The sequence below is a fragment of the Gordonia iterans genome, from assembly GCF_002993285.1.
Classification (GTDB): Bacteria; Actinomycetota; Actinomycetes; order Mycobacteriales; family Mycobacteriaceae; genus Gordonia; species Gordonia iterans.
In genome coordinates, this window is sequence record NZ_CP027433.1 from 768,272 (window position 1) to 788,229 (window position 19,958).

Consider the following 19,958-nt stretch of genomic DNA (forward strand, 5'->3'; position numbering starts at 1 on the left):
TCACGATGGCTGCCTCGGCCCACCACGCCCTCGACCCGGCAGACCGCGCCAGGCTCGCCGAGCTGGTGAAAGAACTCGCCGTGGTGCACGGCCGGGTGACCCTCTCCTCCGGCAAAGAGGCCGACTACTACGTCGACCTGCGTCGCGCGACCCTCCATCACGAGGCCAGCCGACTGATCGGCGCCCTGATGCGCCAGCTCACCGCGGACTGGGACTACGACGCGGCAGGCGGCCTGACGCTCGGCGCCGACCCCGTGGCGACGTCGATCATGCACGCCGACGGCCGCCCGATCGACGCGTTCGTGGTGCGTAAGGCGGCCAAGGCACACGGCATGCAGCGGCAGATCGAGGGCCCGGACATCAGCGGGCGTCGCGTCCTGATCGTGGAGGACACCTCCACCACCGGCGCATCACCGTCGCAGGCGGTCATCGCCGCGCGCGCGGCGGGCGCCGTCGTGGTGGGGGTGGCCACCGTCGTCGACCGGGACACCGGCGCCGACGAGGTGATCGAGGCGCAAGAGGTGCCCTACCGCTCGCTGCTGGGGCTGGCCGATCTCGACCTGGCCTGAGGCGTGACGAGTGCCGGACAGCGCTGCTGACTCCGAGCCCGGGCCGACCGAGTGGCACAGCGGTATCGGCGAACCCGTCGGCGTCGGACCGTGGCTCGACGAGCGCGGCGCTCCGCTCCCCGACGATCCTCGGTACGACCGTGAGCTTCTCGCCGAAGGCGACCGCCGCAACGTCGTCGATGCGTACCGGTACTGGACTCGGGAGGCGATCGTCGGCGACCTCGACACCCGCCGTCACCGCTTCCACGTCGCCATCGAGAACTGGGGGCACGACGCCAACATCGGGACCGTGGTGCGGACCGCGAACGCGTTCGCGGCGCAGGCCGTGCACATCGTCGGACGACGGCGCTGGAATCGCCGCGGCGCGATGGTGACCGATCGCTACCAGCACGTGTATCACCATGCGACCGTCGCCGAGCTGGTGACGTGGGCGCGCGCCCACGACCTCATCGTCGTGGCTGTGGACAACACTCCTGGTTCGGTGCGCCTGGAGGAGACCGAACTCCCGGAGAACTGCCTGTTGCTGTTCGGCCAGGAGGGCCCGGGGGTGACCGAGGAGGCTGCGGCGGCCGCTGCGATGACGGTCTCGATCGCCCAATTCGGGTCGACGCGCAGCATCAACGCCGGCGTGGCCGCCGGGATCGTCATGCACGCTTGGATCGCTCGGCACGCGGACCTCGGACAGGCCTGGTAGCCGGGCTATCTGCTGATTCCGCCGGTGAGGATCGCGGCCAGCTCCCGATAGGCGTGGGCGTCGTCGAGGCCGGTGCTCTCGCGGACTCCGCGCTGCTGGATCCGGGCCATCATCGTCGCGGCCAGGTCGGCGGCGAACGCCGCGTGCACCGGCCGGAACTCGCCCGCGGCCACGCCGGCGTCGATCATCTGCCGCACGCGGGTAGCCGCGAGCGCGGTGTTCTGCTCGTAGACCTCGCGGGCGGGCGGGAACGCATCGAGATCGGTCATGAACGCGTCCGAGGCGGGTGCGAGCGCGGTGCCCGCTCCCTCCAGGTACGTGATGATCTGGGTGCGGGCGTCGGCGAGGCCGTCGACGCGGGCATCGAGCTCGTGCGCCGCGCGCCGGAAGAAGTGCACCGTCGCCGCCCGGACGAGTTGCTCCTTGCTGCCGGCGAGGGTGTAGAGCGTCGACTTGGAGCACCGCAGTCGCGCGGCGATCTCATCGAGCGTCAGGTGCGCGAAGCCCTCGGCCAGGAACAGCTCGACGACGCCGTCGAACAGTTCGCAGCGCCGGCGGGTGGCGAACTCGGGGGCCGGACCGGTCATACCGGAAACGATACTGGCGATCCTCTTGCAGTACTAGTTGCCCGACAGTACTGTCTAGGCATCCGGAGTACTGTTACGCATAGTTGTCACGAGGAGTGCCATGCCCGTCGACCGTCTGCTGCCCACCGAAGAGGCGCACGACCTCATCGCCCTGACCCGCGAGATCGCGGACAAGGCGCTCGATCCGATCGTCGACGAGCACGAGAAGAACGAGGCCTACCCCGAGGGGGTGTTCGCCACGCTCGGCGAGGCCGGGCTGCTGAGCCTGCCGTACCCGGAGGAGTGGGGCGGCGGCGGTCAGCCTTACGAGGTCTACCTGCAGGTGCTGGAGGAGATCGCGGCGCGCTGGGCGGCCGTGGGGGTGGCGGTCAGCGTGCACAGTCTCGCGTGCTACCCCCTGTTCGCCTTCGGCACCGACGACCAGAAGAAGCGTTGGCTGCCCGAGATGCTCGGAGGTTCGACGGTCGGCGCGTACAGCCTGTCCGAGCCGGACGCCGGGTCGGATGCCGCAGCGCTCACGTGCCGCGCCATGCCGACCGCGGACGGCTACCTCATCAACGGGAGCAAGGCGTGGATCACCCACGGGGGCCTGGCCGACTTCTACAACCTCTTCGCGCGTACCGGGGAGGGCTCCAAGGGCGTCTCGTGCTTCCTGGTGCCCGGCGATCAGCCGGGGCTGACCTTCGGCAAGCCCGAGGAGAAGATGGGTCTCGCCGCGGTGCCGACCACGTCGGCCACCTACGACGACGCGCTGCTGCCGGCGGAACGGCGGATCGGCGCCGAGGGGCAGGGGCTGCAGATCGCCTTCAGCGCGCTGGATTCCGGCCGGCTCGGTATCGCCGCCGTGGCGACCGGCATCGCGCAGGCCGCGCTCGATGCGGCGGTCGCCTACGCCAAGGAGCGGCAGGCCTTCGGCAAGGCGATCATCGACCACCAGGGACTGGGTTTCCTGCTGGCCGACATGGCCGCCGCGGTGGATGCGGCGCGCGCCACCTATCTCGACGCCGCCCGCCGTCGTGACCTCGGTCAGCCGTACTCGCGGCAGGCGTCGGTCGCGAAACTGATCGCCACCGACACCGCGATGAAGGTGACCACCGACGCCGTCCAGGTGTTCGGCGGCAACGGCTACACCCGCGACTTCCGCGTCGAGCGGTTCATGCGTGAAGCCAAGATCACCCAGATCTTCGAGGGCACCAACCAGATCCAGCGACTGGTGATCGCCCGCGGACTCGCCGCGAACTGATCCGGCGTCGGGCCGGTCGCCCGGTCAGGAGTCTTTGGTGGGATCCAGGGAGGCGGCCGACGGGGGAGACTCGGACGGGGAAGACTCGGACGAGGAAGCCTCGTCGGCCAGATCCACCTCGGTCTCCGGGAACGGCGGGCGGGTGCTGCGCCAGCGCTTGAACACCTCGACGAAGATCGGGATCACCGAGACCAGCACGATGACGATGAAGATCAGGTCGACGTTGTCGGCGATGAAGGTGATCTGGCCCAGGAAATAGCCGAGCAGGGTGACGCCGCAACCCCACAGGACGGCCCCGACGATGTTGTAGACGACGAACACGGAGTAGCGCATGCGGGCCGCCCCGGCGACCAGAGGTGCGTAGGTCCGCACGATCGGCACGAAGCGGGCCAGGACGATGGTGATCGGACCGTGCTTCTCGAAGAATTCGTGGGCCTCGATGATGTAGGCCTCTTTGAGCACCTTGTTGTTGGGTTTGAACAGGGTGTAGCCGAGCTTGTTGCCGAGGAAGTAGCCGACCTGGTCGCCGAGGAACGCGGCGATCGGGATGGTCACCAGCAGTACCCACAGCGGCGCGAAGGGGTCGACCTCCGACGACTTCGCGGCCACCACCAGGCCCGCGGTGAACAGAAGGGAATCGCCCGGAAGGAGCGGGAAGAGCAGGCCCGATTCGATGAAGACCACCAGGAGGAGGCCGGCCAGCACCCAGGTGCCGAACGAGTTCAGCAGGTTGACCGGATCGAGGAAACCCGGCAGCAGCGCCAGATTCGCGGTGCTCTCAGCGAGGACATGATTCACGAGCGCTGAGGATAGCGCGTGCACCTGGGAAAACGCTGAAGCCGGACACGCGGATAATGGCCGGTTCGCGGCATTGTCAGTCGCGTTCGAGCAGTTCACGCCTCTTCTCGAGGGCGGTGGCGGCGGCGTCGGCGGCGTACCAGCGTCGCTGGACGAAGGCCACCACCCCCACGACCACCACGCCGAGCACGAACAGTCCGAGCGCCATCGGCCAGTCGTCGCCGACCGGCAGGACGCGTCCGTTGGGTTCGCCCTCGGCGTCGGTCTCCTGCCACGGCCACAGCGCCCGCGTGGAACCCAGCAACAGTCCTGCCGCCGTCACCATCACCGTGGTGTGGTGGTTCTCCAGGGCCCATTCCAGGAGCCGCACGAACGAGACCAGGCCGACGACGGCTCCGGCGGCGAACACCACGAGATACGGGACGTCGCGCTCGTCGACCGCGGCCAGCGTGGTGGTGTAGAGGCCCATCACCAACAGGAAGAACGAGCCCGAGACGCCGGGCAGGACCAGGGCGCACACCGCGATGGCGGCGGCGACGAACACCAACGGCAGCGGTGGGCTGTCGAACTCCGCCCGGGGGAGGGAGGTGATGGTGAAGGCGACCGCCGCACCGATCACGAACAGCGCCGCAGCCCGGATTTTCATGGTGCGGCTGCGCAGCGATCCGTGCGCGATCTCCAGGAACGGAATCAGCACCGACATCGCGATCATGCCCATGAACAGCGAGTAGGCCGCGACCGTGTGGTCGACGACGAAACTCCTCATCAGGCCCGCGATCAGGACCACCACGAGGACGGCGCCGATACCGACGCTCAGCAGCAGCCACCAGTCGACCTTGCGCAGTTCGGCTCGCCAGTCGCCCCGCGTGAGCAGTGCCTTGGCGACATCCGTCAGGTGCTTGGCCGCTCCGATCAGCCGCCCGTAGATGCCAGTGATCAGCGCGACGGTGCCGCCGGACACTCCCGGGATGGTCTCGGCGACGCCGATCAGGCCGCCTCGCACCACGTTGCCGACGAGGTCACCCGTCGGCGGCCGGTGGCGGCGTGCCGGGGTGTCGGTGGACTCGGCCGGGCTCGGTGTGGGCATGGCGACGATCGTACTAAACCGGTACTTTTCGGCGAATTCGGACCGAACGCCGGTCACCGATCGCCGAAAGCGCTGGCCTGCCATAATCGAGAGGTCGAGAGCTCGTCATCCACGAGCGGACCCCGATCGAGAAGGACGCATCACATGCCCATCGCCACCCCCGAGAAGTACGCCGAGATGCTGGAGAAGGCCAAAGCGGGCGGATACGCCTTCCCGGCCATCAACTGCACCTCGTCGGAGACGATCAACGCTGCGATCAAGGGCTTCGCCGATGCGGGCAGCGACGGCATCATCCAGTTCTCCACCGGCGGCGCCGAGTTCGGCTCGGGACTGGGTGTGAAGGACATGGTCACCGGCGCGGTGGCGCTGGCCGAGTTCGCCCATGTGATCGCCGAGAAGTACGACGTGACCATCGCGCTCCACACCGATCACTGCCCGAAGGACAAGCTGGACACCTACGTCCGCCCGCTGCTCGCCCTCTCGCAGGAACGCGTCGACAACGGTCAGAACCCGCTGTTCCAGTCGCACATGTGGGACGGCTCGGCGATTCCGATCGACGAGAACCTGGAGATCGCGCAGGAGCTTCTCGCGCTCGCCAGCGCTGCGAAGATCATCCTGGAGGTGGAGATCGGCGTCGTCGGCGGCGAGGAAGACGGTGTCGAGGCCGAAATCAACGACAAGCTGTACACCTCGGTCGAGGACTTCGAGAAGACCGTCAAGGCGCTCGGCACCGGCGAGAAGGGCAAGTACCTGTTGGCGGCCACCTTCGGCAACGTGCACGGCGTGTACAAGCCGGGCAACGTGAAGCTGAAGCCGTCGGTGCTGCTCGACGGCCAGAACGCCGCCCGTGAGCTCGTCGGTCTGGAGTCCGGCGCCAAGCCCTTCGACTTCGTCTTCCACGGCGGCTCCGGCTCGGAAAAGCACGAGATCGAGGAGTCGCTCAGCTACGGCGTGGTGAAGATGAATGTCGACACCGACACCCAGTACGCCTTCACCCGTCCGGTCGCCGGCCACATGTTCACGAACTACGACGGGGTCCTCAAGATCGACGGCGAGGTCGGCAACAAGAAGGTGTACGACCCGCGCAGCTACCTCAAGAAGGCCGAGGCCGGCATGTCCGAGCGCGTCGTGGAGGCGTGCAACGACCTGAAGTCTGCGGGCAAGTCCATCTCCGCCTGAGTCCGGATCCGCGGAGCCGAGACCACAAGCGCCCCTGTCGTATCGGCAGGGGCGCTTGGTGGTCTCGACTCCGCTCGACCAGCGAGGGGGTCCGCTCGACCAGCGAGGGGGTCCGCTCGACCAGCGAGGGTCCGAGGGGTCAGGGCCGGGTGCAGACCTTCCACTCGCCGCCCACGTTGTGCAGGGTGATCTGGGCGTTGGTGGTGGCGTTCGGATCGTCGTCGTTGTAGATGTCCACGCCCACCCGGGCGGTGTCGCCGTTGACGGAGACGCCGGTGATCTCCTTGAACGAGAACAGCTGGCCGCGCTCCTTCTGCGACTGGTACGCCCGCGAGAACTCCTCCTCGGAGACGCTGGAGTAGAAGGCGTACTCCTCACCGCACGTGACGCCGCGGAGCGCGGCGAGGTCGCCCTCGGCCATCGCGGTCTGGTAGGTCTCGGCGGCGTCGGCGACCTTGGCCTGCGGTGAGTTCGCGAACGCGAACCACCACACGAGCACGGCGACGACTCCCGCGGCGATCAGGGCCAGGAGCGCCCAGAGCCAGGTGCGGCGTTTCTTCTCCGCGGGTGCCGGCGTTGCTCCCGGAATCACCTCCGGCTGATGCGGAGTGTTGGACCAGGCCTGATCGGTGGAACCGGTCGGCGCCGACGACGCAGCGCCCGCGGGGGCAGCGCCTGAGGGCGCTGTGGCAGCAGCTCCGGCGGCACCGGCCGCTGCGGCGACGGCCGCGCCCGCGGCGACGTCCTTGAGGTCGATGGTCTCGGTGGGCGCCTCGGAGGCGTCGGCGTCGGAGATGTCGGTATCGGAGGCGTCGGTATCGTCCTCGTCGTCGCCGGGCGCGGTGCCCGACGCTGCGGCCGCCTCGGCGGGCACCGGAATGACCTCGGTCTCGGGCTCGTCGTCGGCCGGGCTCAGGTCGACGGCGGACTCGACGATCCCGGCGCGCTCGACTTGATCGGGATCGACCGACTCCACCTCGGTACGGGGCCGTACGGGCGCCTTCTCGCCGGATCCCTCCACCTCGACGACGGTCTGGTGCTTGATGCCGGACGCGGTCTGGCGGACCTCGTTCGCGGTGTCCTCGGCATCGGACTCTTGCTCGTCGGCCTGCTCGGCGTCGCCGGACATCTCCGTGTCGCCAGATGCCTCCGCGTCGCCAGATCCCCCTGTGTCGCCAGATCCCTCTGTGTCGCCGGATGTCTCCGCGTCGTCGGCCAGCGAACCCTCGGCGGCCGCGGTCTCGTCCTCAGCGGCGCTCTCGTCAGTCGCTGCGTCGCCGGTCCCTGTCTCGCCGGTCACGTTCTCGTCGACCTCGTCCGCGACGCCCTCGGTGGACACCTCGTCGGTCGACACCTCTTCGGTGGTCTCGTCCACCACCGGGATCGCGAACGCCCGTGTGGGCGATTCGGAGTCGCCGCCCCCGGGGGTCTGCCCGGCCTGGATCTTCACGACCGGGGTCGACGGCGCGTCGTCGTCGGGGACCTTCGGCGCGGGTGCATCGGGGTGACCGGCGCGTCGGGCGCGGAAGGCGTCGACGACCTTCTTGACGGCGCCGTCGTGGTCGCTACTGGTCTGATCGTTGTCCGGAGTCGGCATGCTGCGCAGGTCCTGGGTCTGTGGGGGCGGTCGGGGGCCGGTTCGCCCGGCACGACCACGAGAATAACGAATGACCGGTCTCTCTCGTCGGGCCGGGCGGGCGGGCGGGGAGTGATTGAATGGCTGGGTGACCTCTTTCGGAGACCTACTGGGACCACCGCCGACGCTCCTCACCGGAGACGATGACGCCGAGTCCGACCTGTTGAACGGCGCCGACCCCGCGGCGGTCGCCGCTGAGCACCCGTCGGCGTCGATCGCCTGGGCGTACCTGGCCGAGGCGGCGCTCGAGCACGCCGACGGCGCCGTGCCGGACGTCGCGCAGCAGGTGGCCGGTTACGCGTTCGCCCGCACCGGCTATCACCGGGGCCTCGATCAGCTGCGTCGGCACGGCTGGAAGGGCTTCGGTCCGGTGCCGTGGAGCCACGAGCCGAATCGGGGCTTCCTGCGCTGTGTGGGCGCCCTCGCCCGCGCGGCGCAGCTGATCGGCGAGGAGGACGAGTACCTCCGCTGCCTGGATCTGCTGAACGACAGCGATCCGCGCGCCATCGCCGAACTCGGCCTGGACTGACTCTCACGCGACCGGCGGCCGTGACCGATGAGAACCGAGCGGATCCTCCGGGCGCGGTCGCGGCTGATCGATCGCCTGCCTGCGCCGCTGGCCAAACGGGTGCGGCTGCTCGGTCTGTCGCTGGTGCCGATCCTGCAGTGCGCGGTCGCCGGCGGGCTGGCCTGGTTCATCGCCTTCGACGTGCTGCACCACTCGGCGCCGTTCTTCGCGCCGATCGCCGCGGTCTCGTCGCTGGGCCTGGTGCTGGCCAAACGGTGGCGACGCTCGATCGAGCTGATCGGCGGTGTCCTCATCGGCATCGTCGTCGGGGATCTGGTGATCTATGGGATCGGCTCGGGGCCCTGGCAGATCGCCGTGGTGGTGGCCCTGGCGATGACGGCCGCGCTGCTGATCGACGGCGCCCCGATGATCACCACGCAGGCGGGCGCTTCGGCGGTGCTGGTGGCCACCCTGTTGCCACCCGGGCACGCCGCCGGGTACGAGCGCGCGCTCGATGCGATGATCGGCGGCGCGGTCGCTCTGGCGATCGGCGCGTTGCTGCCGTTCAACCCGGCCCATCGTGCACGACGCGATGCGGCGCTGGTGCTGGCGACGCTGCGCGACTTGTCGGCCGAATTGGCCCAGGCCCTGCGGGCGAACGACGAGGAAGCCGTCCAGGAGGTGCTCGACGCGGCGCGGTCGACGCAGGCCCAGATCGACGCGATGCACGCGGACATGCGCGCGGGCCGGGAGGTGGTCGTGATGTCGCCGCTGTACTGGTACGAGCGGCCCCGGCTGACCCGCATCACGGCGACCGCGGCGCCGATCGACCGCGGTATGCGGAACTTCCGGGTCTGTGCGCGCCGGGCGGCCGGGCTGGTGCAGCGCGGCGTCCGAGTGGAACCGGCCGTGATCGACTTGGTTGCGGCGCTTCCCGAGGGCTTCGAGGTGTTGCGCGAGATGATGCTCGCACCGCCCAAGGGCAGTCCGGATCAGGCCGATGCCGCGACCGTGCTGCGCACGATCGTGCGGCGAGCCCGTCCGGCGATCAACGACATCCGCGCCGCTCATCACCACCATGACGGTGACATCGCCGAGATCGCGCTCTTGGTAGAACTGCGGTCGCTGCTGGTCGACATGCTGATGGTCGCCGGACTCAAGCGCGAGACGGCGATCGCCCAGCTGCGACTGCAATGACGCGCTGGTTGCAATATATGCGATAGTGCGCATACATTGAGCTCATGGGTGCATCGCATGGGCATGAGGGTCATTCGCACGGGCCGACCGCGGCAGATCTGGCTGACGGCGGTGCGCGCCGCCGCATCTGGCCGATGGCGGTCGCCGTCGTCCTCATCGGCGGGTACTTCTTCGTCGAACTCTTCGTCGGCATCGCGATCGACTCGCTGGCGCTGATCGCCGACGCCGGTCACATGCTCACCGACGTGGTGGCGGTGTCGATGGGACTGTCGGCGCTGCTGCTGGCGCGGCACGGGCGGGTCACCGATGCGCGCAGTTTCGGGTGGTTCCGCGCCGAGGTGTTCACCGCCGTCCTGAATGCGGCCCTGCTGATCGGGGTCGGCGTCTTCGTCCTCTACGAGGCGATCAAGCGGCTCGGCGGCGAGGCCCCGGAGATTCCGGGCCTCACGATGGTGATCGTCGCGGCGGTCGGTCTGCTGGTGAACCTCGTCGTGATGCTGATGCTGCGCGCCGACGCCAAGGGGTCGATCGCGGTGCGCGGGGCGTACCTGGAGGTGCTCGCCGACGCCCTCGGCAGCGTCGGCGTACTGGTGGCCGGCGTCGTGATGATGACCACGGGCTGGCGGTACGCCGACATCGTCGTCGCGGTGGCGATCGCCGTCTGGGTGGTGCCGCGGGCGGTGCGGCTGGCGCGCGACGCGCTCAAGATCCTCAATCAGCAGGCGCCCGATCACGTCGACGTCGACCGCGTGCGCGCCGAACTGGCAGAGGTCCTCGGGGTGACGGACGTGCACGACCTCCACGTCTGGTCGCTGACGACGGGCATGGACGTCGCCACGGTCCACGTTTCCTCGGACGGCGACGGCGACTACGCCAGGGTGCTCGCTGACGCCCGGGCCGTGCTCACTGCGCACGGACTGGTGCACGCGACCGTGCAGGTCGATCCCGTCGGGGACCGGGGCGAGTGCTGCGAGAAGCTGTCCTGGTAGCACCTCGACGGTCAGTTGGATTCAGTGATGAATGTTTGTTGAACGGCGCTGTTAGGATTCTCGCCGTGACGGACGGCGACGTGCCGGTCGGGGCGAGGTCCCGGTCCGGGGAGCGGAGAACCCAGGAACAGCGGAGTGCGCAGACGCGCGCCAAGTTGATGGACGCGACCGTCGAATGCCTGGTGGAGTTCGGTTACGGCGGCACCACCACGTCGCGCGTGGCCGAGCGGGCCGGGGTGACGCGCGGTGCGCAGTTGCATCACTTCGGATCCCGGAACGCACTGGTGAGTGCTGCGGTTCGCCATCTTGCGGCACGGCGCTCGGCCGAGGCGATCGAGCAGGTGGGCCGCGTCGCGCACGCCGACGATCCGATCGGCGCACTGCTGGACCTGCTGTGGGATTTGCACGACGGTCCGCTGTTCACGGCCACGGTCGAATTGTGGGTCGCCGCCCGGACGGATCCGGAGCTGCGCGCCGAGGTGGTCGCCTTCGAGCGCATCGTCGATCAGTCGGTCGGGTCCGCGGTCGCCGGGGTGCTGCCCGCAGGTGTGCACGTGGAGCGCGCGCTGCTCGACTTCGTCTACACGGCGATGGACGCCCTGCGCGGGATTCTGATCTCGTCCTTCGTCGACCCGGCCTCCGACCGGCCGAGGCGCCGGTGGGCCCGGGCCGGCGAGGTGCTGCGCGGGGCTGCCGACCCGGAGTTGCTCGCCGCGATCGCGCCCGCGCCGACGGACTGATCCGCTTCGCCGAGCCGCCCGCATGGGGCGCGTGCTCGCGTTGTCCGGGCGCCTGGGCACTCGCTATGAACTGGATCACATTTCCTCCAGGGGTAGATACATGCAGTCGTGACTGTTTGGTATGTGATCAGGAGGTGGCGGCACATGGCTGGCGATTCGGGTTCGGGAAACAGGGTCTTCGTGATCGGCGTGGGCATGACGAAGTTCTGCAAGCCCGGGCGGCGGAAGAACGACGACGGCAGCGACTGGGCCTACCCGGACATGGCCCGCGAAGCGGGGACCAAGGCGCTCGCGGACGCGGGGATCGACTATCGCGAGGTGCAGGAAGCCTACGTCGGCTATGTCTACGGCGAGTCGACGTCCGGGCAGCGCGCCGTGTACGAGCTCGGCATGACCGGGATCCCGGTGGTCAACGTCAACAACAACTGTTCGACGGGCTCGACGGCGCTGTACCTCACAGCCAAGGCGATCCGCGGCGGCGCGGACTGCACCTGGCCCTGGGCTTCGAGAAGATGCAGCCCGGCTCGCTGGGCGCGATGTACGAGGACCGCGCGCAGCCGATGGACAAGCACATCTTGGCACTCGCCGAGATCAGCGAGGTGCTCTTCCCGCCGGCGCCCTGGATGTTCGGCGCCGCCGGGCGCGAGCACATGCGCAAGTACGGCTCGACGATCGAGCACTTCGCCAAGATCGGCGAGAAGAACCACCGGCACTCGGTCAACAACCCGTACGCGCAGTTCCAGGACGCCTACACGCTCGACGAGATTCTCGACTCACGGATGATCTACGACCCGCTCACCAAACTCCAGTGCTCGCCGACTTCGGACGGGTCGGACGCGGTGATCCTGGCGTCCGAGCGCTTCGTCGACGAGCACGACCTCGCCGATCAGGCGGTGGAGATCGTCGGGCAGGCGATGGTGACCGATTCCGCGAACACCTTCGACGAGACCTGCGCCGGCATCGTCGGCGACCACATGAACCGCGCGGCCGCACAGGCGGTGTACGACCAGGCCGGACTGGGCCCGGACGACTTCCAGGTGATCGAGCTGCACGACTGCTTCTCGGCCAACGAACTGCTCCTCTACGAGGCGCTCGGACGGGCCGCGGAGGGCCAGGCGCACACGCTGATCGACAACGGCGACACCACCTACGGCGGCCGCTGGGTGGTGAATCCGTCGGGCGGCCTCATCTCCAAGGGGCACCCGCTCGGCGCCACCGGTCTCGCGCAGTGCAGCGAACTCACCTGGCAGCTGCGCGGCACGGCCGGCGCCCGGCAGGTCGACGGCGTCACCGCCGCCCTGCAGCACAACATCGGCTTGGGCGGCGCCGCCGTCGTCACGGCCTATCAGCGCGTGTCCTGAGCATGCGCGGCTGAGCGTGCGAGGAACGCGCGGTCGAAGGGGCCTGTCCTGAGCATGCGCGGCTGAGCCTGCGAGGGACGCGCGGTCGAAGGGCCTGTCCTGAAAACCATCAATCACGAAAGCAGGAATCAATCATGGGACACATCGAAGCCACCGAGAAGCTGACCGCCTCGCCGGATGCTGTCTGGAAGGTGATCTCCGACCCCGCCACCTGGGGTGAGTGGTTCACCATCCACGAGCGCTGGATGGAGGAGCCGCCGGCCACCCTCGCCGCGGGCAGCAAGCTCACCGCCAAGATCATGATGCTCGGCATGGCGAACAAGATCGAGTGGACGGTCGACGACGTCGAGGCCCCCACCAAACTGGTGCTCAGCGGCACCGGCATGGCCGCGGTGAAGGTCCAGTTCGTCTTCGAGCTCAAGCCGGACGGGGACGGCACTGAACTCCAGATCTCCGGCGACTTCTCCGGCACCCTGATCAAGTGCGCGCTCGCCAAGGCCGTCGAGAAGGATGCCACCTCGCAGATCGACAAGAGTCTGACCAAGCTCGATGCGCTGGCCGCCGCGGCATGACCTCGGCGAAGACGTCGTACGAGTTCGACGCCGGCGGCCTGAACACGTGGGCCGACCCGGAGGAGTTCGCGGTGACGGCCGAGCGGATCGCCGAGTACGCGGCGGCCACCAACGACCCGATCGAGGCGCACCTGCGCGGCGAGGTCGCCCCGCCGGTCTTCGCGATCGTGCCGGCGTTCGACGCGATGCTCACCCCGGTGGTCGACGTCGCGCCGATCGAGATCTTCGGCAAGGTGGTCCACGGCGAACAGGACTTCTGGTTCCACCGGCCGGTCCGCCCGGGCGACGTGATCACCACGCGGGCTCGGGCCATCGGCTACGACACCGTCGACACGGGGGCCCGGCTGTCCATTCACGTCGAATGCCGGGCCGCCGACGGTGAGCTGGTCAACGAGCAGTACCTGGTGGCCTTCTTCCGGAACGTCGACGCCGGTGCCGGCGTCGGCGAGAGCGTGCCGGACCACAAGCTCGCCGATGCGGTCCGCACCGGTGAACCGCTGGCGGTGGTCACCGCGCACGTCGACGACGACCAGACATTCCGGTACGCGCCGGCGTCGGGTGACCCGATGCCGATCCACCTCGACGAGGAGGTGGCCAAGGACGCCGGACTTCCGGGGATCATCGCGCACGGGCTGTGCACCATGGCGTTCGCCTCGTGGGCGGTGCTGACGGAGGTGGCGGGGTCGGAGGTGAACCGGCTCACACGGTTTGCCGTGCGGTTCTCCAAGTTTGTGCTGCCCGGCGACGACCTGCAGACGCGGATCTGGCTGACCGGTTCGGCCGACGGCGTCACCGAGTACGCGTTCGAGACCGTGCGCGGCGACGAGGTGGTGCTCACCGACGGGCTGGCCGTCGTCGCCGACTGAGCCCGTTTCGCCGGCTGAGCCCGTTTCGCCGGCTGAGCCCGTTTCGCCGGCTGAGCCCGTCGAAGCCACCACCGGCCTCGGCGACCTGGGCGCGCAGCTGTCGATGGGCGCGATCATCCTCGCCGAGCTCGCCGGTGTCACCCTCGGCACGGTCGCGTCGGTCGGCGTCTCGCTGGGTCTGGGCGCGGCGACCATCGCCGCGATGTTCTTGCCCCACAGCGGGGGCTGCAGGCGGGGAAGCTGCCGGCCCTGGCGGAGTCGTCGGCGATGAAGCTCTACGCCACCCAGGCGGCCACCGACGTCGCGATGGACGCGGTGCAGTTGTTCGGCGGCAACGGCTACATGTCCGAGTACCGGGTGGAGCAGCTGGCGCGTGACGCCAAGTCGCTGATGATCTACGCCGGCTCCAACGAGATCCAGGTGACGCACATCGCCAAGGGGCTGCTCGCCGACTGATCGGACCTTTCGACAAGCTCAAGGGGCTGCCGCTCCTTGAGCCGTCCGAGCCGCTAGGCGAGGGCGTGTCGAAAGGTCGGGTTCCCGGCATCCGGGCGATATGGTCGCACTCGTGGAACGACGGACATTTCTCGCGATGCTCGCCGCCGGCGGAGCCGGACTGCTCACCGGTTGCGCGGCCGAATCCGACGGCGAGGCGCGCAGTGCGTCGGAGACGACGGACCCGCCCGGCGAGCCCGGGGCCGGGCCGACCGGCAAGCCGCTGGACGCGCCGCTCCCGGCGACCAAGGTGCCGCTCCCGGATCACCCGATCACCGCGCTGCCCGGGAAGGGCCGCAACCTCGCGCTCACCGTCGACGACGGGTCGTCGTCGGCCGTGGTCGCGGCGTACTGCCAATGGGCGAACGACTCCGGTGCGCGCTTCACCTTCTTCGTCACCGGCCAGTACGACGCGTGGCGGGAGAACCGGAGCGTCCTGCGTCCGCTGGTCGAGTCCGGGCAGGTGCAGTTGGGCAACCACAGCTGGACGCATGCCGATCTGACATCGCTGACCGCCAAGGGCGTCGCCGAGGAGCTGCGTCGTACCAAGGACTTCCTGCGCGACGAGTACGGAGTGGACGGCACACCCTACTACCGGCCGCCGTTCGGGTACCGGAACGCGACGGTCGACAAGGTGGCCGCCGACCTCGGCTACACCATGCCCACCTTGTGGGACGGCTCCATCGCCGACTCGGGCCTGGTGACCGAGAAGTTCCTGATCGGCATGGCGCGCAAGTACTTCCGGCCGCAGCGGATCGTGATCGGGCACGCGAACCACGACCCGGTGACGCGCGTCTACGGCAAGTTCAACGACATCATCGCGCACCGCAAGCTGTCGATGGTCACCCTCGACGACGTCTTCGCATCGAGCTCCACCCGCTGATCGAGCCCTACTCGCTGATCGAGCCCTACTCGCTGATCGAGCGGAGTCGAGATCACCGTCCGCTTCGCCCCAGGTTTTCCGCTCCGCCCTATGGTTCCCGTATAGGGCGGAACCAGAAACCTGGGGCGGAACCTCCGGGAGGCCTGAGGCGGTGTCAGTACCCCAGGAAGTTCCAGAACAGGAACAGGCGATAGCCGTCGTACATGAGCGACGACGAGACCCCGAACAGCCCGATGATCGCGTCGACGATCGAGAAGAACACGTCACGGACCGGCGGGATCCACAGCAGCGCCAGGATGATCAGGAACCCGTACGGGGCGATCTGGTCGGCACTGCGGCGCGTCTCGTACGAGAGGTACGGCGCGATCGCGTTGAAGCCGTCGAACCCGGGCATCGGGATCAGGTTGAGCACGGTCGCGGTGATCTGCAGGAAGGCCAGGAAGGTCAGGCCCGCCAGCAGGTTCTGGTTCGACGCCGTCTCCCCGGTGAAGGTCACCGCGAGCAGCAGCACCACACCGAGGAACAGGTTGGCCGCCGGTCCGGCGAGGCTCACACGGGTCTGCTGGCCCGGCGTCATCCGGTCGGTGTGCAGGTACACCGCGCCGCCGGGGAATCCGATGCCGCCCAGCACGATGATCAGCAGCGGAAGGCCGATCGACAGCAGCGGATGCGTGTACTTGCGCGGGTCGAGAGTCAGATAGCCGCGCAGTTCCGCCGAGTGGTCGCCGTAGCGGAACGCGGTGAAGGCGTGCGCGAACTCGTGCAGGCACAGCGAGATCAGCCAGCCGCCGAGGATCAGCAGCCACATGCCGCCGATCGCCATGCCCCCGTCGTCGTCGCCGCTGAGCCACAGGAGGGCGCCGCCGGCCACCGTGGCGGCGACCAGCCCCAGGAACACCGGACCGGGCCGGACCGACCGCAGGGCGGTCATCGTCGGGGTCGTATAGCTCACGGGCGCACCAGCTTCCAGTCGAGGTGATGACGGTAGTACGTCGACCGCTTCACCACGCGCGGCGTCAGCACTCCTTCGCGTTCGACGACGAGGTCGACCCCGCCGGTCTGCACGGCACGGCCGACGAGCCAGCCTCCCGGGAGCAGACGCTGGAGTCGGGCACGGACTCCGGGCAGGTCGGGCACGGGCTCGATCACCACGCCGCGGACGTCGCCGTCGAACAACCGCTCGGAGTCTACGTAGGTCTCTCCGTGCAGCTTCGTCGGGCGTCCGTCGTCGTCGGGCTTGCCGAGGTGCCGGGCGTAGCCGACCAGAACGGTGCCGGCATCGTCGCGGATCAGCGGCAGCGTCTGCGCGGCGCCGTGCTCGGCGAGTTCCCGCGCGGACCGCCCGTGCGGGAGACCGTAGTTCTTGGTGGCCCGCGTCGCATGCGGGGCGACGTAGGCCAGTTCGACGTCGAGCCGTTCGTGTCGCATCAGCACACCGGCCACCTGCGCGAAGAACACGTCGGGGTTCGCATCTCCGTCGGCCGGCGGTGCGACGACGAGCCGGGTGACCGCGGGGTCGGCGACGGCGGTGCTCACGGCGCGGGCCAGTGCGGCCGCTTCGGCGCCGGGCGGCGGCGGGACGATCTCGGTGGATACCACGCCAATAGGGTATCCGCGCCGTTCAGCAAGTAGGGTGCTGCAGTGAACAGGAGGAGCACCTGACATGGCTGCGATTGTGCTTATCGGCGCCCAGTGGGGCGACGAAGGCAAGGGGAAGGCGACGGATCTGCTGGGCGGAAAGCTCCAGTGGGTGGTGCGCTACCAGGGTGGCAACAACGCCGGACACACCGTCGTGTTGCCGAACGGCGACACCTTCGCCCTGCATCTGATTCCGTCCGGCATTCTGACCCCGGGCGTGCAGAACGTGATCGGCAACGGCGTCGTCGTCGACCCGTCCGTGCTGCTGACCGAGCTCAAGGGCCTCGAGGAGCGCGACGTCGACACCACCGGGCTGCTGATCTCGGCGGATGCGCACCTGCTGATGCCGTACCACGTCGCCATCGACAAGGTGACCGAGCGATTCCTCGGCAACAGCAAGATCGGCACCACCGGTCGCGGCATCGGGCCCTGCTACCAGGACAAGATCGCGCGCGTCGGCGTCCGCGTCGCCGATGTGCTGGACGAGAAGATCCTGACCCAGAAGGTCGAAGCGGCCCTGGAGATCAAGAATCAGATCCTCACCAAGATCTACAACCGCAAGGGCCTCGATCCACAGCAGGTGGTCGACGAGACCCTGGAACTGGCCGAGGGCTTCAAGCACCGCATCGCCGACACCCGGCTGCTGCTGAACCAGGCGCTCGAGCGGGGCGAGACCGTGCTGCTGGAGGGCAGTCAGGGCACGCTCCTCGACGTCGACCACGGCACCTACCCGTACGTGACGTCGTCGAACCCGACCGCAGGCGGCGCGGCGGTCGGTTCGGGCATCGGTCCGAACAAGATCGAGACGGTGCTCGGCATCCTCAAGGCCTACACCACCCGCGTCGGCTCCGGGCCGTTCCCGACAGAGCTGTTCGACGAGTGGGGCGAGTACCTGGCCAAGACCGGCGGCGAGGTGGGCGTCACCACCGGGCGCGCCCGTCGTTGCGGCTGGTTCGACGCCGTGATCGCGCGGTACGCCACCCGGGTCAACGGCATCACCGACTACTTCCTGACCAAGCTCGACGTGCTGTCGAGCCTGGATGAGGTGCCCATCTGCGTGGCCTACGAGGTGGACGGCGAGCGGTACGACGACATGCCGATGACGCAGACCGGCTTCCACCACGCCAAGCCGATCTACGAGACCATGCCCGGCTGGTGGGAGGACATCTCCGGCTGCCGGACGTTCGACGAGCTGCCGCAGAACGCGCAGAACTACATCCTCCGGCTGGAAGAGCTGTCCGGTGCGTACATCTCGTGCATCGGCGTGGGCCCGGGGCGCGAGCAGACCATCGTGCGCCGCGAGATCGTCTAAGCCCGCATCGTGGCCCGGATCAGCAGGGACTACGGCTCGATCCTCCTAGGGTCTGCCGACGAGCAGGGCCGCCGCCTGCGGGTCCGGATCCAGTTCCTGCTGACCTCCTCGCTGGTCTTCGCGAACCTCGTCGGGATCGTCGTCGCGGTCGCGCTGGGCGCGGTCGGCATCCCGGAGCCGTCGTTCCTGCGGCGAGACCTGGTCCTGGTCAACTTCGTCGCGATCCCCGTGTACGCCGGGGTGGCGCTGCTGGTCGGCATCGTGGCGGGCACCGCCCTGATGCTGCGGGGCCTGCGCTGGTCCACCCGGGAGCAGGTCCCGACCCCGGCCGATGTGAAGACGACGCTGCGGGCCCGTCGCCGCCTGGTGCTGCTGCAGTTCGTGCTGTGGCTCGGCGCCGCCGTGCTGCTCGGCGTCCTGTACGGGCTGGTCGACTCCGACCTGATCACCAAGGTCGTGCTGATCGTGGTGATGAGCGGCCTGGTGGTGGTGGCCATCGCCAATCTGCTCGCCGACATCATGCTGCGGCCGATCTCGGCGAAGATCCTGCAGGCAGGCCTCGGCTGGCGCGGGTCGTCGATGCGGTCGCGAGCGGTGTCGTCGTGGCTGGTGGGCACGGGTGTGCCGGTGCTCGGCATCTTTCTGGTGGTGCTCTTCGGGGCCTTCTCGCCGAACACCTCGAAGATGAACATGTTCGTGTCGGTCACCGTGCTGGTCGCCGTCGCGACGGGCGTCGGCCTGCTCTCGGTGATCCTCTACGCCTGGAGTGTGACCGGCCCGATCCAGAGTGTGCGGCGCGGTATGGCGCGGGTGCGCGACGGCGACGTCGGGGAGGACACCGACCTGGTGGTGTACGACGCCTCCGAACTCGGCGAACTGCAGCTCGGCTTCAACAACATGGTGGCGGGGCTGCGTCAGGAGGAGCGCCTGCGCGACATCTTCAGCCGCCACGTCGGGCGGGACGTGGCCGCCGCCGCGATGCACGGCGACCCGGAACTCGGCGGCGCCGAGCGGACCGTCGCGGTGGTCTTCGTGGACGTGATCGGCTCTACCGAGCTGGCCGTCAAGCGGTCGCCGACCCAGGTCGTGGACCTGCTCAACCAGTTCTTCAGCGTGATCGTCGAGGCGACCGAGCACGCCGACGGACTGGTCAACAAGTTCGAGGGCGATGCCGTGCTGTCGATCTTCGGCGCCCCGCTGGCGATCGCCGACCCGGCGGGCAGTGCCCTGCGCGCCGCACGGGAGATCGCCGAGCGGCTCCGCATCGAGGTGCCGGACCTGCAGGCCGGCATCGGTGTCAGCTACGGGACCGTCGTGGCCGGCAACGTCGGCGCCATCCAGCGGTTCGAGTACACGGTGATCGGCGATCCGGTGAACGAGAGCGCCCGCATCTCGGAGCTGGCCAAGCGTGATCCGCGCGTGCCGTGGGCCAGTAAACGGGTAGTCGAGGCGTCTGACCGGACCGAACGCACCCGTTGGAAAGCGGTGGACAGCGTGGTGCTGCGCGGCCGCAGCGAGGAGACCGAGCTCTACGTGCCGCGCAGGATTCCCAATCTCCCGCCCACGAGGACGCTCGGCGCCGGTGAAGAGCCGTAGACTGCGGG

At 68.9% G+C, this 19,958-nt stretch carries 19 protein-coding genes and 2 pseudogenes; 15 read left to right on the forward strand and 6 right to left on the reverse strand.

From position 1 onward, the window contains the following. Positions 1-5 precede the first annotated feature (5 nt). Positions 6-569: an orotate phosphoribosyltransferase gene (gene pyrE / locus C6V83_RS03475; protein ID WP_105941219.1), complete on the forward strand. Its 564-nt coding sequence runs from the start codon at positions 6-8 to the stop codon at positions 567-569. Positions 570-579: 10 nt separating this feature from the next. Next, on the forward strand, positions 580-1,263 hold the full coding sequence (locus tag C6V83_RS03480) for a TrmH family RNA methyltransferase (protein WP_105941220.1): 684 nt from the start codon (positions 580-582) through the stop codon (positions 1,261-1,263). 5 nt (positions 1,264-1,268) lie between these two features. Here C6V83_RS03480 and C6V83_RS03485 read toward each other — a convergent pair whose 3' ends face one another. Next, the gene (locus C6V83_RS03485) at positions 1,269-1,850 is read right to left on the reverse strand and encodes a TetR/AcrR family transcriptional regulator (protein ID WP_105941221.1); all 582 of its coding nucleotides are present in this window, start codon (positions 1,848-1,850) and stop codon (positions 1,269-1,271) included. 100 nt (positions 1,851-1,950) lie between these two features. Here C6V83_RS03485 and C6V83_RS03490 point away from each other — a divergent pair, with 100 nt between their 5' ends. Next, positions 1,951-3,093 (forward strand): acyl-CoA dehydrogenase family protein, encoded by a 1,143-nt coding sequence (locus tag C6V83_RS03490; RefSeq protein WP_105941222.1) that lies wholly within the window; start codon positions 1,951-1,953, stop codon positions 3,091-3,093. 24 nt (positions 3,094-3,117) lie between these two features. Here the strand turns inward: C6V83_RS03490 and C6V83_RS03495 are convergent, their stop codons facing one another. Together C6V83_RS03495 and C6V83_RS03500 are read right to left on the reverse strand one after the other, a co-directional pair. Then, entirely contained in the window at positions 3,118-3,891 is a 774-nt protein-coding gene (locus C6V83_RS03495) for a VTT domain-containing protein (protein ID WP_234353843.1), read from the reverse strand. A gap of 76 nt (positions 3,892-3,967) precedes the next feature. Continuing rightward, positions 3,968-4,978 (reverse strand): DUF368 domain-containing protein, encoded by a 1,011-nt coding sequence (locus C6V83_RS03500; protein WP_105943689.1) that lies wholly within the window; start codon positions 4,976-4,978, stop codon positions 3,968-3,970. A gap of 144 nt (positions 4,979-5,122) precedes the next feature. On the opposite strand from C6V83_RS03500, the gene fbaA reads away from it, so the two are divergent. Beyond that, positions 5,123-6,157, forward strand: a complete 1,035-nt coding sequence (gene fbaA / locus C6V83_RS03505; RefSeq protein WP_105941224.1) for a class II fructose-bisphosphate aldolase — start codon at positions 5,123-5,125, stop codon at positions 6,155-6,157. A gap of 139 nt (positions 6,158-6,296) precedes the next feature. Here the strand turns inward: fbaA and C6V83_RS03510 are convergent, their stop codons facing one another. Then, a complete protein-coding gene (locus C6V83_RS03510; protein ID WP_105941225.1) occupies positions 6,297-7,754 on the reverse strand; it encodes an Rv0361 family membrane protein in 1,458 nt (485 codons plus the stop codon). 127 nt (positions 7,755-7,881) lie between these two features. On the opposite strand from C6V83_RS03510, the gene C6V83_RS03515 reads away from it, so the two are divergent. The 9 genes and pseudogenes from C6V83_RS03515 to C6V83_RS03555 all read left to right on the forward strand — a co-directional run bounded on the left by C6V83_RS03515 (position 7,882) and on the right by C6V83_RS03555 (position 15,404). Next, positions 7,882-8,322: a DUF3151 domain-containing protein gene (locus C6V83_RS03515; RefSeq protein ID WP_105941226.1), complete on the forward strand. Its 441-nt coding sequence runs from the start codon at positions 7,882-7,884 to the stop codon at positions 8,320-8,322. Positions 8,323-8,349: 27 nt separating this feature from the next. Further along, on the forward strand, positions 8,350-9,498 hold the full coding sequence (locus tag C6V83_RS03520) for an FUSC family protein (RefSeq protein ID WP_105941227.1): 1,149 nt from the start codon (positions 8,350-8,352) through the stop codon (positions 9,496-9,498). Between the two features lie 44 nt (positions 9,499-9,542). Continuing rightward, positions 9,543-10,487, forward strand: a complete 945-nt coding sequence (locus C6V83_RS03525; RefSeq protein WP_105941228.1) for a cation diffusion facilitator family transporter — start codon at positions 9,543-9,545, stop codon at positions 10,485-10,487. Positions 10,488-10,543: 56 nt separating this feature from the next. Further along, positions 10,544-11,227: a TetR/AcrR family transcriptional regulator gene (locus C6V83_RS03530; protein WP_407646270.1), complete on the forward strand. Its 684-nt coding sequence runs from the start codon at positions 10,544-10,546 to the stop codon at positions 11,225-11,227. Positions 11,228-11,371: 144 nt separating this feature from the next. Next, positions 11,372-12,588: pseudogene (locus tag C6V83_RS03535) on the forward strand (lipid-transfer protein). Between the two features lie 134 nt (positions 12,589-12,722). Next, positions 12,723-13,160: a type II toxin-antitoxin system Rv0910 family toxin gene (locus C6V83_RS03540; RefSeq protein ID WP_105941230.1), complete on the forward strand. Its 438-nt coding sequence runs from the start codon at positions 12,723-12,725 to the stop codon at positions 13,158-13,160. Next, positions 13,157-14,026: a MaoC/PaaZ C-terminal domain-containing protein gene (locus C6V83_RS03545; protein WP_105941231.1), complete on the forward strand. Its 870-nt coding sequence runs from the start codon at positions 13,157-13,159 to the stop codon at positions 14,024-14,026. Before C6V83_RS03540 ends, C6V83_RS03545 begins: the two co-directional genes overlap by 4 nt. A 231-nt stretch (positions 14,027-14,257) precedes the next feature. After that, positions 14,258-14,482 (forward strand): annotated as a pseudogene (locus C6V83_RS03550) (acyl-CoA dehydrogenase family protein); the annotation flags it as partial. Between the two features lie 112 nt (positions 14,483-14,594). Beyond that, positions 14,595-15,404, forward strand: a complete 810-nt coding sequence (locus tag C6V83_RS03555; protein WP_234353844.1) for a polysaccharide deacetylase family protein — start codon at positions 14,595-14,597, stop codon at positions 15,402-15,404. A 154-nt stretch (positions 15,405-15,558) separates the two neighbouring features. Here the strand turns inward: C6V83_RS03555 and C6V83_RS03560 are convergent, their stop codons facing one another. Then, complete coding sequence (locus C6V83_RS03560) at positions 15,559-16,335, reverse strand: site-2 protease family protein (protein WP_105941233.1); 777 nt, start codon at positions 16,333-16,335, stop codon at positions 15,559-15,561. A gap of 17 nt (positions 16,336-16,352) precedes the next feature. Then, positions 16,353-17,003, reverse strand: coding sequence for a hypothetical protein (locus tag C6V83_RS03565; RefSeq protein ID WP_105941234.1), 651 nt, complete (start codon positions 17,001-17,003; stop codon positions 16,353-16,355). A 64-nt stretch (positions 17,004-17,067) separates the two neighbouring features. Here C6V83_RS03565 and C6V83_RS03570 point away from each other — a divergent pair, with 64 nt between their 5' ends. Beyond that, positions 17,068-18,354, forward strand: coding sequence for an adenylosuccinate synthase (locus tag C6V83_RS03570; RefSeq protein ID WP_105941235.1), 1,287 nt, complete (start codon positions 17,068-17,070; stop codon positions 18,352-18,354). A 9-nt stretch (positions 18,355-18,363) separates the two neighbouring features. Further along, entirely contained in the window at positions 18,364-19,950 is a 1,587-nt protein-coding gene (locus C6V83_RS03575; RefSeq protein ID WP_199832582.1) for an adenylate/guanylate cyclase domain-containing protein, read from the forward strand. The last annotated feature ends 8 nt before the right edge of the window (positions 19,951-19,958 follow it).